Here is a 16,683-nt window from a genome sequence, read left to right as displayed (position 1 = left end):
ATACCCAGGTCCTGACGTGAATATGTCGGACAACCGTCCGCCATGGAGTACTTCTCCGGCACCATGCCTCTGTCCGAGCGCGGCTAACCCGTCTCCTCCCGGGCGTAGGCTCGACCGGGGGAGGCCCCGGCCCCACCGGCCCCACGCCCCCCTGCCCGGCTTCACCTCAGGACCCTCACTTCAGGAGCAGCATTGACCAGCGCAGCCGGCGTAGGCTCCCTCGCCTTCGACCGCAGCCACACTGACGACCTCATCGCCTACCTCCAGGCCAGCCCTTCGCCGTACCACGCGGTGGTCGGCGCGGCCGAGCGGCTTGAGAAGGCAGGCTTCCGGCAGGTCGAGGAGACCGCTGCCTGGGAGGGCACCCCCGGCGGGCGCTACCTCATCCGCGGTGGTGCGCTGATCGCCTGGTACGTCCCCGAGGGCGCCACCGCGACCACCCCCTTCCGGATCGTCGGCGCCCACACCGACTCACCCAACCTGCGGGTCAAGCCGGTCCCCGACACCGGCGCGGCCGGCTGGCGCCAGGTCGCGGTGGAGATCTACGGCGGCGTGCCGCTCAACACCTGGCTCGACCGCGACCTCGGCCTCTCCGGCCGGCTGGTGCTCCGCGACGGCAGCACCCGGCTGGTCCACCTGGACGAGCCGCTGCTCCGGGTCCCGCAGCTGGCCATCCACCTGGACCGCAGCGTCAACGACGGGATGACCCTCGACAAGCAGCGGCACCTGACCCCGATCTGGGGGCTCGGCCCGGTCACCGAGGGCGCGCTGATCGCTTATGTCGCCGGCTCGGCGGGTCTGGAGCCGGAGGAGGTGTCCGGCTGGGACCTCATGGTCCACGACGTCCAGCGGCCCGCCTACCTCGGCCGCGACCGCGAACTGCTGGCCGCGCCCCGGCTCGACAACCTGCTCTCCGTCCACGCCGGCACCGCGGCCCTGGCCGCCGTGGCCGGCGAGCCCGGGCTTGAGGTCATCCCGGTCCTCGCCGCCTTCGACCACGAGGAGACCGGCAGCGAGTCCGACACCGGCGCCCAGGGTCCGCTGCTGGGCACGGTGCTGGAGCGCTCGGTGTTCGCCCGTGGCGGTGACCTGGAGGCCAGGGCCCGGGCCCTGGCCGGGACCATCTGCCTGTCCTCGGACATGAGCCACGCGGTGCACCCCAACTACAGCGAGCGGCACGAGCCGGGCCACCACCCGGTGCCCAACGGCGGACCGGTGCTCAAGGTCAACGTCAACAACCGCTACGCCACCAACGGCGTCGGTCGCGCGGTCTTCGCGGCCGCCTGTGAGCGGGCCGGGGTGCCGTGGCAGACCTTCGTCTCCAACAACGCCATCGCCTGCGGCACCACCATCGGCCCGATCACCGCGGCACGGCTGGGCATCGCCACCGTCGACTGCGGCATCGCGGCCCTGTCGATGCACTCCGCACGCGAGCTGTGCGGTGCGGACGACCCGTTCCTGCTGGCCGCGGCGCTGAAGGCGTTCCTGGAGGGCTGACCGACGCGCTTCTCGGGGCCGCCGGGCAAATCTGTGCCCGGCCGCCCGAGAAACCCGCTTCCTACTCGTCCATCCCGGCCAGCACCAGCGGCAGGCGGTCGGCCGCGCCCGGTACCAGCCGGACCGGCACCCCCCAGTCCTGCTGGTGAACATGGCAGGTCGGGTACTCGATCGCCGGATCGTCGTCGCAGGACGCCGCCATCGCGCTGATGTGCAGCACCCCTTCGGCGACCGCCTCGTTCAACCGCAGCGTCCGGTGCAGTGCGGTGTCCGCGCCGTCGCCGCCCAGCAGCAGCTCGGGCGGGGTGGAGCTGACCAGCAGCCGGGTGGCCGGCCCGTAGGACTCGTCCAGCTTCTGCCCGGCCGGCGGGGTGAAGATCACGTCCAGTCGGAGCTCGCCGGGGGCGACCTCGGTGGCCGGACGCCGGGTCCGGTGCGCGGTGGCCTCGACCCGAACGGCCTCCTCGGGCAGCCGGAGCCGGGTGAGCCGGTGCCGGGCGGACTCCACGACCACGATGTCGCCGTCGGCGACGACCGCGCCGCTGGGCTCCCGCAGATCGGTCGCGAGGGTGCTGACCTGGCCGGACGCCGGATCGTAGCGACGCAGGGCGTGGTTGTAGGTGTCGGCGACGGCGACTGATCCGTCGGGGAGCACGGTCACCCCGAGCGGGTGCTGGAGCAGCGCCTGGCCGGCCTCGCCGTCGCGGTGGCCGAAGTCGAACAGACCGGTGCCGACCGCGGTGCCGACCGTGTACGAGCCGTCCGATTCACGTGAAACATGGCGCAGTGCCGAGGTCTCCGCGTCGGCGACCCAGAGCCGGTCCGCGCCGACGGCGAGCCCGGAGGGCTGGGCGAACCAGGCCTCGGCGGCCGGGCCGTCGACCAGGCCCTCGTTGGTGGTCCCGGCCGCGACCGCGACCGTGTCCTGGGCCGGGTCGTAGCTCCAGAGCTGGTGGGTGCCGGCCATGGCGATCCAGACCCGGTCCTCGAACCAGGCCACGTCCCAGGGCGAGGACAGGTCGACCTCGCGGGCGGGCCCGCTGGTGGGCGAGGACTGCCACCACTGGCGGCCGGTCCCGGCGACGGTCACCACGCTGCCGTCGGCCGGATCCACCCGGCGCAGGGCGTGGTTGACGGTGTCGGCGACGACCACGCTGCCGTCCGGCAGCAGCGCCAGCCCCTGCGGTTCGCTGAAGCTCGCCTGCGCGGCCGGGCCGTCGGCGAAGCCGCGCTCACCGCTGCCGATCCGGCGCACCGGTGTCTCGCCGTCCTCGGCCAGTTCCACCAGCGAGTGGTGGCCGGAGTCGGCGACCAGGTAGCCGCCGCCGGGCAGCCGGACCGCCTTGCCGGGGAAGCGCAGCGTGCCGGGCTCGGCGACCGGCGCGACATAGGGGCCGTCCCCGCGCCGGAGGGTGCCCTTGGCGGCGTGCTCGGCCTCCAGCTCGGCGACCAGGGCGGCGATGGCGTGGGCGTGGCCCTCGCCGGCGTGCTGGGCGACGACGTAGCCCTCGGGGTCGACCACCACCAGCGTCGGCCAGGCCCGGACGGCGTACTGCTTCCAGGTCGCCAGCTCCGGGTCGTCCAGCACCGGGTGCCGGACGTCGTAGCGGGCCACGGCGTCCACCACGGCCCGGTGCTCGGCCTCGTGCACGAACTTGGGCGAGTGCACCCCGACGATCACCAGGGTGTCGCGGTGCTTCTCCTCCAACTCGCGCAGCTCGTCCAGGACGTGGAGACAGTTGATGCAGCAGAAGGTCCAGAAGTCCAACAGGACGATCTTGCCCCGCAGCTCGGCGAGGGTCAGCTCGCTGCCGCCGGTGTTGAGCCATCCGCCTGCGCCGACAAGTTCGGGGGCGCGTACCCGTGCACGTGAAGCCATGTCCGTATCCAACCCCATCGGGATGCGGGCGCATTCCTCGACCGGGTCGGACCTGTGCCCGACAGCGCGGTGATCACGGTGCCGTCGGTTCTCGTCGGGTGTGAAATCGGTAAGTGGCGCGGGGACATACCTGACACATCCGTCCGGCTCGTCCCCAGCGGTCGAAAACGCGGCGGTGGCCGGTCTGTGGCCGTTGCTAGGCTCCGCCTGCTCAGTGGACGACGCGGTGCCGACGGGGTGGAACAGCCGACGATGAGCTGCCCGGTGCGGACTGCGGCCTGAGCCGACAATTCTTCGTGCGGTTGGGGTGGGGCGTGGCGGTACAGCAGCGGTTGAGAATCGGCCTGGCGTCATTGGTGGTCGTGGCGGCACTGGCCGGAGGCGTGCCCGGGGCGTCCGCGGCCCAGCCGGTTCCGGCGGGAACGCCGACGGAGGTGGCGACGCTGCCCGCGCCGCAGCTCGCGCCCTCTCGCGCCGAGCAGATCGTGGCGGCCGGCGCCACCGGGTTCCTGCACCTTGAGCAGGGCCTGCAGGGCTACGTCTGGACGGACTACGCGACCGGCACGGACACCCCGCAGCCGGAGATGGCGGGTGTGGCGACCACTGATTTCCTGTCGGCCGGCGGTGACCACCTGGTCTACAGGAGCACCTCGGGCGCGATCACCGTAGGGGACCCGGCCACCGGTGTCTGGGCGGTCTACCAGTTCCCCGGCGTCCGGCTGCGGGGCTTCGGGCTGGACGGCACTCGTGCAGTCACCACGCAGGGCAGCGCTCTGAACCTGCTCCAGCTCAACCCGGACGGAACCACGTCCGACCTGCCGGTCTCGGGCCTGCCGTCCGCGGCCGTGCTCGCGGTCTCCTTCGACCAGGGCACCGACGACTACGCGCTGGTGACCACGGCGCCGCAGCCGGGCGAGACCGGCCAGCAGGAGTTCCTGCTGGACCTCTCCAGCGGGGTGGCGGTGCCGGTACCGGTCGGGTTCGGCCCCACCGTCCCGACACTCTCGGGCGGCTACCTCTACACCTCCTCCTATTCCAGCGGGACCCTGACGGTGTCGTCGGTCGCGGTGGCCGATGTGGTCGCCGGTGCGGCGACGGTGCAGCAGGTGTCCGTCGCGATGCCGACCCAGCCCGGCAGATTCGCGGTGGTCGGCGGCCAGTTGCTGATGGTGGCGGCAGCGGCGCCGAATGTGGGCAGCGGTCCCAAAAGCCTGTACGCGGTGCCACTCGCGACCGGTGGCACGCCCACTCTGATCGACACTCAGTTGGCCGCCGTGACCAGCCTGTCCCCGCTGTTCGAGGGCGTCGGTGGAGTCCTGGTCGCCGGTGGGACGAGCACGGTGCAGTCGGTGCAGCGGTTCACCGCCGCGTCCGACGGCAGCCTGAGCACGACCGTGGTGCGTCAACTTCCGCCGCCGGCCGCCACCACCGCCACGCTGACCATGGACTACGGCCAGGTCCGGCAGCTGCTGCAGGTCCCGCAACTGAACGCGCCCGACCGTTTCGCGCTCTCCACCACCCCGCTGGCGGCGGCCTCGGCCACCAGCAACACCCTCGGCACCGGTCCGGTCAGCTGGGGCTACCTGAGCAGGACCCCGGGCCCCTGCGCCGTGGACGCCGAGTGCGTCCGAATGGTCGACGGCAGCTGGTACGGCGACACCGAGGTGGTGCCCTCGGCGAGCGGGGCCACGGCCTATGTCGAGGGCATCCAGTACGGCTTCCCCTCGCCGGACACCCGGATCGTCGACGCGGACTCCGAGTTCGAGGTCGTCGACTCCGGCAGCCAGCAGTATGTCTGGGAGCCCGGCCAGGACGTGGCGACCGCCCCCGTCCCGGTCACCGGTGCCGCGCTGTGGCAGGGCACGCTCTGGCGGACCTCCGGCCCCGGCCGGATCCAGGCGTTTGCCGAGCAGGACGGCCTCCGCTCCGCGCCGGTCGTCCGGACGATCTCCACCGGCGCCGACTGCGCGGCCAGCGAGATCCAGGTGGCGCAGCACTGGCTCTACTGGAGCTGTGGGGCGGCCGGCCCGGCGGGCGTCTACGACCTGGCCACCGACCAGGAGATCCCGGTCCCGGCCGGACCGCTACTGCTCGGCGACGGATACGTGGTCCGACACGACTCGGCCTCGGGTGAGCTGCAGCTGACGGACGTTCACGCGGACAGCGTGGGGGCGACCACGACACTCGCCACCTTCGCTGCCGGTTTCACCGGTGACGACCGGGACATCGACTGGACGGTCGACCGGACCAGCGGCGACGTCGCCTACGCCGACGCGTCGAACACGGTCCACGTGCTCACCACCGGGGTACCCGCCTCGGCGGTGTCGGGGATCGCCGCACAGTCGATCGATGTGATCACGCCGCCCAACACCAGCGGGGTTCCCTGGTACGTCGGGGCGACGGTCAGTCGCCCGGTGAGCAGTTGGCGCCTGGTGGTCAGCCGCGCCTCCACCGGCCAGCAGGTGCACGTGGAGACCGGCGGACCGACCCCGGCCGAGCTGACGGCGAACTGGAACGGGCTGACGGACGCGGGCAAGCGCGTCTACGACGGCCCCTACACCTGGACGGTATGGGCGACTCCGGCCGATGATCCGACCGGTCCTGCGGATCAGGTGGCGTCCGGAACGGTTCTGCTCCAGGGCGGCGTCGAGCCCTTCCACTCCTACGACGAGAACGGCACGCCGACGCTGTTCGGGATCACCGGCCGTGCCATCCCGCAGTACCCGGCCGGTTCCGGCTTCATCTACCAGGGCAATGGCCAGGGCGGTCTGGTCGACGAGGGGCTCTACTCGTCCTGGTCGCTCGGCAACGGCGCCAACCAGGTCAACGACGTGGTCCTGTTCGGGGACCTGGACAGCAGCGGGGTGAACGGCGTCCTGGCGCGCACCGGCAACGGCGTGCTCAAGTACTACCCCGGAATCGCCAACTGGCCCAGCTTCAACAGCTCCAAGCCGATGACCATCGGCGCCGGCTGGAACGCCTTCGACCAGTTGGTCGGTGTCGGGGACCTGAACGGTGACGGCCACGACGACCTGATCGCCCGTGACCGCTCCGGTGTGCTGTGGTTCTTCGCCGGCAACAGCCGGGGCTTCTCGGCGCCGGTCCGGATCAGCGCAGGGTGGAACGCCTACGACTGGATCGTCTCCGTGGGCGACGTCAACGGCGACGGCGCGGGCGACATCGTCGCCATGGACTCCCGTGGCATCCTGTGGCGCTACCTCGGCAACGGCCACGGGGGGTTCGGCGCGCGGACCGAGGTGGGCAGCGGCTTCGGCGGCTACACCGCCGTCGTCGGCGTCGGCGACCTGGGCGGCGACGGCCGCAGCGACATCGTGGCCCGCGACTCCTCGGGGACGCTCTGGCGCTACGAGAGCAGCGCGAACGGGACCTTCCCGACCCGGGTCCGTCTCGGCGGCGGCTGGAACGTCTTCGCCGGCCTGTACTGACCGACCGACCGAGGACGCGCGGCCCCGCCGGAACACCGGCGGGGCCGCGTTCCCATATCCGGAGGTGTTGCTTCCGGCTGGGCCGGGGTCGGCCGGATACGATCCGAACGGTGCGGACGCCCGGGCGGCGTGCGGCGACGGCGCAGCCTGGGAGGTCATGGTGGAACAGCGGATTTCCATCTGCCTGTGCATGATCGTCAAGAACGAGGTACAGGTCATCGAGCGCTGCCTGGCCTCGGTACGAGGGCTGATCGACTACTGGGTGATCTCCGACACCGGCTCGACCGACGGAACCCAGGAGCTGATCCGGTCGGCCCTGGCCGGGATCCCCGGCGAACTGCACCAGGAGCCCTGGGTCGACTTCGGGCACAACCGCACGCTCAACATCCGGCACGCCCGGGGCCGGTCCGACTACCTGCTGCTGATCGACGCCGACATGGTCGTCCGGCAGGCGGGGGAAATCCCCGAGCTGACCGCCGACTCGTACCTGGTGCGGCATGTCAGCGACACCGAGTACCGGGTGAAGCGGCTGGTGCGGAGCAGTACCGACTGGCGCTACGTCGGCTCGACCCACGAGTACCTGACGACCGATGAGCGGGACGTTCCGGCCACCATCGACGCCATCTCCGTCGAGCACTTCGCCGACGGCGGGTCGAGGTCGGACAAGTTCACCCGCGACGCCCGACTGCTGCGCGCGGAGCTCGACCGCGATCCCGGCAACTCCCGTGCCGTCTTCTACCTGGCCCAGACCCTTCGGGACCTCGGTGAGACCACGGCGGCGGTCGACCTCTACGAACGCCGCGCCGAGATGGGCGGTTGGGAGGAGGAGGTGTACTACGCGCTGCTCCAGGCAGGCGTCCTGAGGGCCGGGAACGACGACTGGCCGGGCGCGATGGACGCATTGGTGCGGGCGGGGGAGGTACGGCCGCAGCGGCTGGAGGCCAGCTACGAGCTCGCCTCGCGGCTGCGACTGCTGGGCCGTTACCAGGCGGCGCACGCCTTCACCCGGGCCGGCCTCGACCGTCCCCAGCCCGACGACTGGCTCTTCGTCCAGCCGTGGATCTACCGCTGGGGCCTGCTGTTCGAGCACTCCATCGCCGCCTACTGGAGCGGCGACCCGCAGGGCTCGCTCGCGGCCTGCGACCGGCTGCTGGCCCTGGCCGACCTGCCCGCCCCGTACCGCGAGCAGACCCGGGCCAACCGGGAGTTCGCGGTCCAGCTCCTGGCCGAGTCGGCGGCGGTCCGCTGAGCGGATCCGCCGCCGACTCCTCGGCCAGGGCGGCTCGTCAGGGAATGGGTGTCACGGCGGTGAAGGCGCTGCACCGGGAGTTGAGGTTCTCCGCCGTCAGCGACGTCGGGTCGTCCATGCAGACGGTCTCGTAGGCAGAGCCGCTGCTGGTCAGCAGGGTGATGAAGAGGTTGTGACCCTGGAGGGCGACGGAGCCGGCGGCGATCCTGCCGGAGGGGTAGTCGGCGACGAGGGAGAGCGGCATCCAGGGCGTTCCCGCAGTGCGGCTGTCCTGGAGGTAGGCGGCGCCACTCGCGTTCACGGCGGTCCGCAGCTCGGTGCTCCCGTCGAAGATCGCAGCGATGCCGACGTCGGGCCCGGTCGCCCCGACCGCCCCCGGGGCCCCGGTTGCGCCGGTTGGCCCCGTGGCGCCGGTGGCCCCGTCCGCACCGGTGAGACCCGTAGCCCCATTGGGACCTGCAGGACCCGTTGCACCCTTCGCACCGGTTGCACCCGTTGCCCCGGAGGGTCCGGTGGCACCGGTAGCTCCAGTTGCTCCGGTAGCTCCGGTAGCTCCGATCAAGCCAGGTACCCCTGGCAACCCTGCAGCCCCAGTGGCACCCGGCATGCCAGTAGCACCCGCTGCCCCGGTCGCGCCGGTCGCGCCCTTCGAGCCCTTCGCTCCGGCCGGCCCTGCGGGGCCGGTGTCGCCCTTCGCCCCGATCGGCCCCATCGGGCCGGCATCGCCCTTCGCCCCGGTCGCCCCTGCCGCCCCCGTATCGCCCTTTGCCCCGACTGCCCCCGGCTGCCCGGTTGCCCCCGGCGTCCCCGCAGTTCCGGTCGGTCCGGTCAGTCCGGACGGCCCACGGTCGCCCTTCGGCCCGGCCGGACCGGTGGCTCCCGTGGCGCCGACCTCTCCCACCGGCCCCCTGGCGCCGGTCGCACCCGGACTTCCCATAGCCCCGGTCGCTCCGGTCGCCCCCATGGGTCCGGCGGGGCCCATCGCCCCGGCCTCTCCCGTGGCGCCCGTCGCCCCTGCGGGGCCGGTCTGGCCCGGCGCTCCCGCAGGACCGGCCGGTCCGGTCCGGCCCTGCTCCTCGCACATGGCCGCGTGTTCGTGCTCATGGGACTTCTTCGGCGGGCAGGTCGACTTCGGCTGCCCGTGCTCCGAGACCGCGTACCCCGAACCCGCGTACCCCGAGCCCGTCTGCCTCGCGCCTCCCTGCACCGCGCCGCCGAGGCGCGCGGCCTGCTGCCGGGTATGGGCGGTCTCGTTCGCGCTCGCGCTGGCCCCGGCCGGGGTGGCGCACAGCAGGCAGACGGTCGCCAGCGCGCCGGTCAGGGCCGCGACGCGCTGGACCGGTCGGGAGTAGCTGCCGAACGTCGTGCCGGAACGGCGGGGGATCCTTCTCTGCGTCATGGCCCGTCACTGTCGCTTTCTCTCGGGTGTGGCGCGGGGGCGTGCTTCGCAGCGGACGCCCCCGGTGCATGACCTTCGCGCGCCTCGGCCGTCGCGAACGTCCCCCTGAGCAGAGATCCGATAACCGCATGAACGGAATGCCACCCCGTCAGCTCACCCACCGTCAGCTGACCGTTTCTCCGTTCGGTCTTCCGCCACGTACGGGTGCATGGAAGGGTCGAACCGGCGGGCCGGGGGAAGGCGTCTCCACGGACAGCGGATGCACGGCCCCGCGCGGACGCGCGCAAGCGCGCGCCGAGGCGGGCCGGTACGCCGACGCAGGATCACTCAAGGAGGCGGGGCGGCATGAAGTACCTGTTGCGCGACCGGTTGTTCTCGATCGGCGACGACTTCTGGATCACCACCGAGCACGGCGAGAAGGCGTTCCTGGTGGACGCGAAGATCCTCCGGATCTCGGACACCTTCGAGCTCAAGGACATGCACGGCCACAAGGTGGCCGTGGTCAAGAAGAAGCTGGTGAGCATCCGCGACGCGATGAAGATCGAACGGGACGGCGAGGTCGTCGCCACGGTGAAGAAGAAGCTGTTCACCCCGTTCCGGGACAAGTACGAGGTGCACCTCCACGACGGGCGGGAGCTGGAGGTGCACGGCAACTTCAGCGACCACGAGTTCGCGGTCGAGGAGCACGGCCACCGGATCGCCCACATCAGCCGGAAGTGGTTCAGCTTCCGCGACACCTACGGCATCGACATCCAGGACGACCAGGACGTGCCGCTGCTGCTCAGCGTCGCGGTCTGCGTGGACCACATGCAGGCGGCGGAGCACCAGGACCGGCTGTAGCGCAGGCGCTCGGCGCCGACTGCGGTCCGGCGTCGGCCGGAGACGTCCCAGATCCTGCCTTGAGTGGAATAGACTCAACTTACGTCATGTTCACCATGGCAGGATTCGCTGGGTGAGGCACGCCCAGTGGTTCACTCCGGTCCACAGTCACGCCGAGCTCAGGAGGACACCCCAGCGTGGACGCGAGCAAGCTCACCACCAAGGCGCAGGAAGCCCTGTCGGCTGCGATCCGGCAGGCATCGAGTGCGGGCAACCCCGATGTCACCCCGGTGCACCTGCTGCTCGCGCTGCTGGAGCAGCCCGAGGGTATCGCCAAGCCGCTGCTGGAGGCCGTCAAGGCCGACCCGGTACGGCTCCGGGCCGCCGCCGAGCGGCTCAACGCCGCCCAGCCCAGCGCCCAGGGCTCGACGGTCTCCGCGCCGCAGATCGCCCGCCAGTTGGTCGCCGTGCTGAACGAGGCCGGCGCCCGGGCGGCCGACCTCGACGACGCCTTCGTCTCCACCGAGCACCTGCTGGTCGGCCTCGCCGCCGAGGGCGGCCAGGTCGCCGACGCGCTGCGGGCCGAAGGGGCCACCCCCAAGGCGCTGCTGGCCGCGTTCAAGGACGTGCGGGGCAGCGGCAAGGTCACCTCGCCGGACCCGGAGGGCACCTACAAGGCGCTGGAGAAGTACGGCACCGACCTCACCCAGGCCGCCCGTGACGGCAAGCTGGACCCGGTGATCGGCCGCGACCAGGAGATCCGCCGGGTCGTCCAGGTGCTGTCCCGGCGGACCAAGAACAATCCGGTGCTGATCGGCGAGCCCGGCGTCGGCAAGACCGCCGTGGTCGAGGGCCTGGCCCAGCGCATCGTCGCCGGGGACGTCCCGGAGTCGCTGCGCGGCAAGCGGCTGGTCTCACTGGACCTGAGCTCGATGGTGGCCGGGGCGAAGTACCGCGGCGAGTTCGAGGAGCGGCTGAAGGCCGTCCTGGCGGACATCAGGCAGAGCGAGGGGCAGGTCGTCACCTTCATCGACGAGCTGCACACCCTGGTCGGCGCCGGTGCCGGGGGCGACTCCTCGATGGACGCCGGCAACATGCTCAAGCCGATGCTGGCCCGCGGCGAGCTGCGGATGGTCGGTGCGACCACGCTGGACGAGTACCGCGAGCACATCGAGAAGGACGCCGCGCTGGAGCGTCGCTTCCAGCAGGTCATGGTCGGCGAGCCCTCGGTCGAGGACTCCATCGCCATCCTGCGCGGGCTGAAGGGCCGCTACGAGGCCCACCACAAGGTCCAGATCTCGGACGCCGCGCTGGTCGCCGCCGCGACCCTGTCCAACCGCTACATCACCTCCCGGTTCCTGCCGGACAAGGCCATCGACCTGGTCGACGAGGCCGCGTCCCGGCTGCGGATGGAGATCGACTCCTCCCCGGTGGAGATCGACGAGCTGCAGCGCGCCGTGGACCGGCTGCGGATGGAGGAGATGGCGCTGGCCAAGGAGTCCGACGCCGCCTCCGTCGACCGGCTGGCCCGGCTGCGCCGCGACCTCGCGGACAAGCAGGAGCAGCTGGCCGGGCTGACCGCCCGCTGGCAGGCGGAGAAGGCCACCCTCAACAAGGTCGGCGAGCTGAAGGAGCGGCTGGACGACCTGCGCGGCCAGGCCGAGCGCGCCGAGCGCGACGGCGACTTCACCACGGCCTCGCGGCTGATGTACGCGGACATCCCGGCCGCCGAGCGCGAGCTGGCCGAGGGCCAGGACGCCGCCCGCTCCGAGGCCTCGACGGCCTCGATGGTGAAGGAGGAGGTCGGCCCGGACGACGTCGCCGACGTCGTCGCCTCCTGGACCGGGATCCCGGCCGGCCGGCTGCTGGAGGGCGAGACCGCGAAGCTGCTGCGGATGGAGCAGGAGCTGGGCCGTCGGCTGATCGGCCAGAGCACCGCCGTCCAGACGGTGTCGGACGCGGTGCGCCGCTCCCGCTCGGGCGTCGCCGACCCGGACCGGCCGACCGGTTCCTTCCTCTTCCTCGGCCCGACCGGTGTCGGCAAGACCGAGCTGGCGAAGGCGCTCTCGGACTTCCTCTTCGACGACGAGCGGGCGATGACCCGGATCGACATGAGCGAGTACGGCGAGAAGCACTCGGTGGCGCGGCTGGTCGGGGCGCCCCCCGGCTACGTCGGCTACGAGGAGGGCGGCCAGCTGACCGAGGCGGTGCGCCGCCGCCCCTACAGCGTGGTGCTGCTGGACGAGGTCGAGAAGGCCCACCCGGAGGTCTTCGACATCCTGCTGCAGGTGCTGGACGACGGCCGGCTGACGGACGGCCAGGGGCGGACGGTCGACTTCCGCAACACCATCCTCATCCTGACCTCCAACCTGGGCTCGCAGTGGCTGATCGACCCCAACCTGGACGAGGCCACCAAGAGGTCCCGGGTGATGGAGACGGTGCGGGCCTCGTTCAAGCCGGAGTTCCTGAACCGGCTCGACGACATCGTGATCTTCGATGCGCTGGACACCGAGGAGCTGGCCCGGATCGTCGACCTCCAGGTCGCCGCGCTGGACCGGCGGCTCACCGACCGGCGGCTGACGCTGCAGGTCAACGCGGCTGCCCGGGACTGGCTGGCGCTCACCGGCTACGACCCGGCGTACGGGGCGCGCCCGCTGCGGCGGCTGGTGCAGTCGGCGATCGGCGACCAGTTGGCGCGCGCGATCCTCAGCGGAGAGGTGCTCGACGGCGACACCGTCGAGGTGGACCTGGATGAGGCAACGGACAAGCTCACGGTGCGGGCGGCTGAACGTTCCGTGCCTTCTCTGAAGAAGCTGGGCTGAAGCTTCGCGGCCCGGCACCCATGAGGCAGGATGGACATGCAAAGTCTTCTTGAAGGGAACTCGTCTCGATGAGCATCGACCCGTCGTCCATCCCGTCCTTCGGGGTGCCGCAGCCGCCGCAGCAGCCGTCGGGCGAGGCCGGGCCGCCGCCCGTGGTCGTTCCGAACCAGGACCTGGTGCGCCAGCTGCTGGACCAGATGGAGCTGAAGCACGCCATGGACGAGGAGGGCGACCTCCTCGCCCCCTGGGAGGGCTTCCGCGTCTACTACATGTTCCGCGGCGACCAGAAGGAGCTCTTCGCGGTCCGCACCTTCTACGACCGCCCGCACTCGATCGACTCCAAGACCGAGCTGCTGGAGGCGCTGGACGAGTGGAACCGCGAGTCGCTCTGGCCGAAGGTCTACACCCACACCCACGACGACGGCGTGATCCGGGTCATCGGTGAGTCGCAGATGATCGTCGGCATGGGCGTCAACATCAACTACTTCGTCGCCATGACCGCCAACTGGACCCAGGCCTCGGTCGCCTTCGACCAGTGGCTGGCGAACCGCCTCGGCCTGGTCAAGGACGTCGACGGCTCCGCCGAGGGCGACGAGGACTCCGACGGTCCCGCCGAGGACTGATCTGTCAGCACAGCTGAACGGGGCCGGTACGCAGCATGCGTACCGGCCCCGTCCTGCTGCGGCCCCGTCCTGCTGCGGATCAGATCGCGTAGGGCCAGACCGTGAGCATGTAGGCGCCGAACCAGCTGCCGAGGAAGGCGATCCAGGCCAGCGCCAGGTACGCCCCGGGCCGGCGCCCGCGGGCCAGCGCCTCCGCGAGCGGGAGCACCGCCAGCAGCACCGGGACCAGCAGCCGCGGCTTGGAGTGGTAGTAGTTGCTCTGCCCCAGCGACATCACCAGGATCAGCGCCCCGTACACGGCCAGCGGCGGCCACGGGCGGCTCAGCAGGGCCGCCGCGCACGCCACCACGTAGCCGAGCAGGACGAAGGCCACGCTCACCTGCACCCAGCCGTCCGCGCCGTGCAGGGTGCTGCTGAGGAAGTCGAACGTGCTGCTGCCCCAGTCCCAGGCCGTGCTCCAGCCGGCGCTCTGGATCCGCGCCCAGCCGTCCAGCTGGCCCACCCGCAGACCGACCCACAGCAGGTAGACGGGCATCCCGACGCAGCCGAGCAGGCAGCCCACCAGCATCCGCGGGCGCAGCGACCGCTCCCGGCGCGCGGCCAGCAGCACGCCGACGACCAGTGCCGCCGCGACGGCGACCCCGGTCGACCGGGTCAGCCCGGCCAGGCAGGTGAGCACACCGGCCCAGACCCACGCCTCCTTCCGCACCGCCAGCAGCGCCGCCGCCGCGAGCAGCAGGAACAGGCTCTCGGTGTAGCCGATCCACAGCGACACGGCCATCGGCTGGCAGAACACCAGCGCCACCGCGAAGCCGGCCACCCGGGCCGAGTGCAGCCGGGCGACCAGGTGGTGGACGGCGACGGCCGCACCCGCCGCGCAGAGCCAGGCGACGACGACGGCGGAGGTGCCGAAGGCCAACCCGGTGAGCAGGTGGACGATCCGGATCAGCAGCGGGTAGAGCGGGAAGAACGCCAGGCTGTTGCCGGACAGCTGGCCGTTGGCTCCGTAGGTGTAGCCGTGCGGATAGCCGGACTCGGCGATCTGCACGTAGAAGCTCGCGTCCCAGACGTGGAACCGCCCGGCCAGGGTCTCGCCCGGGGTCTTCATCCAGTTCATCAGCAGGCAGCTCAGCAGCGCGGACGCGACCGCCACCGCGAGTGGCAGCGCCGCACCCCGCAGCGCGCGCAGCACGCTGCGCCCGGCGGACGGCCGTGACGGCGCCGATGCGTCCGCCGGGTCCGCGCCGGCCCTCGCAGCGCCCCTGGTTCGTCGCCCGGCCTGCTGCTGAGCGCTGTCGAGAAGGTCTTCGTCCACCCGGGCATTCTCCCGTACGTCCACCGGCCCGGGATCCGGCTTCGGCCGACCACGGTTCCTCGCACGTCCCGGGCGTCCGATCGGCCGCAGTGACCCGACCGGGCTTGTCGCGGTCGCGGGCCCGGCCCGAGGATGGCCAGCAGTCGCACACACGAGGAGCCGAAGATGACTGCAAGGCCGCTGCTGAACCGACGCCTCGACGGGCTGGGGACGACGATCTTCGCGGAGATGTCGGCGCTGGCCACCGCGACCGGCGCGATCAACCTGGGCCAGGGCTTCCCGGACACCGACGGCCCGGCCGAGATCGCCGAGGCGGCGGTCCGCGCGATCCGCGAGGGCAGGGGCAACCAGTACCCGCCCGGCCCCGGCATCCCCGAGCTGCGCGCGGCGATCGCCGAGCACCAGCAGCGGTTCTACGGCCTCGCCTACGACCCCGACGGCGAGGTGCTGGTCACCGCCGGAGCGACCGAGGCCATCGCCGCCGCGATGCTGGCGCTGCTGGAGCCCGGTGACGAGGTGATCGCCTTCGAGCCGTTCTACGACTCCTACGCGGCCTGCATCGCCATGGCCGGCGCCACCCGCGTCCCGCTCACCCTGCGCGCCCCGGACTTCCGCCCCGACCTCGACCTGCTGCGCTCGCTGGTCACCCCGCGCACCCGGCTGCTCCTGCTCAACTCCCCGCACAACCCGACCGGCATGGTGCTCTCCCCGGACGAGCTCAGCGCCATCGCCGAACTGGCCGTGGAGCACGACCTCCTGGTGGTCACCGACGAGGTCTACGAGCACCTGGTCTTCAGCGGCGCGCACCACCCCATCGCCGCCCTCCCCGGGATGCGCGAGCGCACCGTCTCCATCTCCTCCGCCGGCAAGACCTTCTCCTTCACCGGCTGGAAGGTCGGCTGGGTGACGGCTTCGCGGGAGTTGGTCGCCGCCGTCCGAACCGCCAAGCAGTACCTGACCTATGTCAGCGCCGGCCCGTTCCAGTACGCCGTCGCAGAGGCCCTGCGGCTCCCGGACGGCTACTTCACCACCCTGCGCACCGACCTGCTCCGCAAGCGCGACCTCCTGGCCGACGGCCTGCGCGCGGCGGGTTTCGAGGTCTACCAGCCCCAGGGCACCTACTTCATCACCACCGACATCACCCCCTTCGGCGAGAAGGACGCCTACGCCTTCTGCCGCGCGCTGCCCGAACGCTGCGGCGTGGTCGCCATCCCCAACTCCGTCTTCTACGACGACCCCGAAGCCGGCCGCACCCAGGTCCGCTTCACCTTCTGCAAGCAGGACCAGGTCCTCGCCGATGCGGCAGTCCAGCTTCAGCGCCTGGGAGGGTGACCTGCTCGGCCGCTGTCCGTTGTACGGGCTGATCTGTCCCGCGGCAGCAGAGTGACTGATTCCGGGGCGGTCACGGCGTGCCGCGACCCTGATAGCGGGTTCCCGGGCTGCGGCGGCGCGCCGTCGGGGCGGGTGCGCCGGTCGTGCCCCTGTGCGCCAACGGATCTGAGGATCAGTCAACAGCGGTATTGCTGACCGCATTTGGTGGCGGATATGTTCGAGGGGCTGCCCGGTTCCCTGGGGGTCGAGGAAGCGTGAGGGGGCGGGAGCGGTGGCGGGCGTCAGAGCGGTGCTCGCGCAGG

At 71.8% G+C, this 16,683-nt stretch carries 11 protein-coding genes; 8 read left to right on the top strand and 3 right to left on the bottom strand.

Annotated features, from left to right (window positions below; all coding sequences use genetic code 11):
* Positions 1–192 precede the first annotated feature (192 nt).
* Complete coding sequence (locus tag BS75_RS20330; protein ID WP_034089281.1) at positions 193–1,497, top strand: M18 family aminopeptidase; 1,305 nt, start codon at positions 193–195, stop codon at positions 1,495–1,497.
* Positions 1,498–1,558: 61 nt separating this feature from the next.
* Here BS75_RS20330 and BS75_RS20325 read toward each other — a convergent pair whose 3' ends face one another.
* Complete coding sequence (locus BS75_RS20325) at positions 1,559–3,376, bottom strand: NHL domain-containing thioredoxin family protein (RefSeq protein WP_174515062.1); 1,818 nt, start codon at positions 3,374–3,376, stop codon at positions 1,559–1,561.
* Between the two features lie 314 nt (positions 3,377–3,690).
* On the opposite strand from BS75_RS20325, the gene BS75_RS20320 reads away from it, so the two are divergent.
* The gene (locus BS75_RS20320; protein WP_152645939.1) at positions 3,691–6,822 is read left to right on the top strand and encodes an FG-GAP repeat domain-containing protein; all 3,132 of its coding nucleotides are present in this window, start codon (positions 3,691–3,693) and stop codon (positions 6,820–6,822) included.
* Positions 6,823–6,979: 157 nt separating this feature from the next.
* Positions 6,980–8,071: a glycosyltransferase gene (locus tag BS75_RS20315; RefSeq protein ID WP_034089278.1), complete on the top strand. Its 1,092-nt coding sequence runs from the start codon at positions 6,980–6,982 to the stop codon at positions 8,069–8,071.
* A 37-nt stretch (positions 8,072–8,108) separates the two neighbouring features.
* Here BS75_RS20315 and BS75_RS49405 read toward each other — a convergent pair whose 3' ends face one another.
* Positions 8,109–8,372, bottom strand: a complete 264-nt coding sequence (locus tag BS75_RS49405) for a hypothetical protein (RefSeq protein ID WP_197092100.1) — start codon at positions 8,370–8,372, stop codon at positions 8,109–8,111.
* A 781-nt stretch (positions 8,373–9,153) separates the two neighbouring features.
* Here BS75_RS49405 and BS75_RS49390 point away from each other — a divergent pair.
* The 4 genes from BS75_RS49390 (at position 9,154) to BS75_RS20295 (ending at position 13,734) form a co-directional block, all read left to right on the top strand.
* On the top strand, positions 9,154–9,423 hold the full coding sequence (locus BS75_RS49390; protein WP_052069559.1) for a hypothetical protein: 270 nt from the start codon (positions 9,154–9,156) through the stop codon (positions 9,421–9,423).
* Positions 9,424–9,815: 392 nt separating this feature from the next.
* Positions 9,816–10,310 (top strand): LURP-one-related/scramblase family protein, encoded by a 495-nt coding sequence (locus BS75_RS20305; RefSeq protein ID WP_034089277.1) that lies wholly within the window; start codon positions 9,816–9,818, stop codon positions 10,308–10,310.
* A 176-nt stretch (positions 10,311–10,486) separates the two neighbouring features.
* Positions 10,487–13,111 (top strand): ATP-dependent chaperone ClpB, encoded by a 2,625-nt coding sequence (clpB, locus tag BS75_RS20300; RefSeq protein WP_034089276.1) that lies wholly within the window; start codon positions 10,487–10,489, stop codon positions 13,109–13,111.
* A 68-nt stretch (positions 13,112–13,179) separates the two neighbouring features.
* Positions 13,180–13,734: a type III secretion system chaperone family protein gene (locus BS75_RS20295; protein ID WP_034089275.1), complete on the top strand. Its 555-nt coding sequence runs from the start codon at positions 13,180–13,182 to the stop codon at positions 13,732–13,734.
* 79 nt (positions 13,735–13,813) lie between these two features.
* Here BS75_RS20295 and BS75_RS20290 read toward each other — a convergent pair whose 3' ends face one another.
* On the bottom strand, positions 13,814–15,049 hold the full coding sequence (locus BS75_RS20290) for a mannosyltransferase family protein (protein WP_231607839.1): 1,236 nt from the start codon (positions 15,047–15,049) through the stop codon (positions 13,814–13,816).
* Between the two features lie 165 nt (positions 15,050–15,214).
* Here BS75_RS20290 and BS75_RS20285 point away from each other — a divergent pair, with 165 nt between their 5' ends.
* On the top strand, positions 15,215–16,381 hold the full coding sequence (locus BS75_RS20285; protein WP_034089273.1) for a pyridoxal phosphate-dependent aminotransferase: 1,167 nt from the start codon (positions 15,215–15,217) through the stop codon (positions 16,379–16,381).
* Positions 16,382–16,683: the final 302 nt, after the last annotated feature.

Origin of the sequence: Streptacidiphilus albus JL83 (genome assembly GCF_000744705.1) — a bacterium.
In the GTDB taxonomy this organism is placed as follows: domain Bacteria; phylum Actinomycetota; class Actinomycetes; order Streptomycetales; family Streptomycetaceae; genus Streptacidiphilus; species Streptacidiphilus albus.
Note: the sequence above shows the minus strand (reverse complement) of the source record. Positions and strands in the feature narration are given on the sequence as shown.

Coding starts and splice junctions, on each gene's coding strand:
- BS75_RS20305 (WP_034089277.1), top strand. CDS start 9,816: ATGAAGTACCTGTTGCGCGACCGGTTGTTCTCGATCGGCGACGACTTC.
- BS75_RS20315 (WP_034089278.1), top strand. CDS start 6,980: ATGGTGGAACAGCGGATTTCCATCTGCCTGTGCATGATCGTCAAGAAC.
- BS75_RS20295 (WP_034089275.1), top strand. CDS start 13,180: ATGAGCATCGACCCGTCGTCCATCCCGTCCTTCGGGGTGCCGCAGCCG.
- BS75_RS20285 (WP_034089273.1), top strand. CDS start 15,215: ATGACTGCAAGGCCGCTGCTGAACCGACGCCTCGACGGGCTGGGGACG.
- BS75_RS49390 (WP_052069559.1), top strand. CDS start 9,154: ATGGCCGCGTGTTCGTGCTCATGGGACTTCTTCGGCGGGCAGGTCGAC.
- BS75_RS20325 (WP_174515062.1), bottom strand. CDS start 3,376: ATGGCTTCACGTGCACGGGTACGCGCCCCCGAACTTGTCGGCGCAGGC.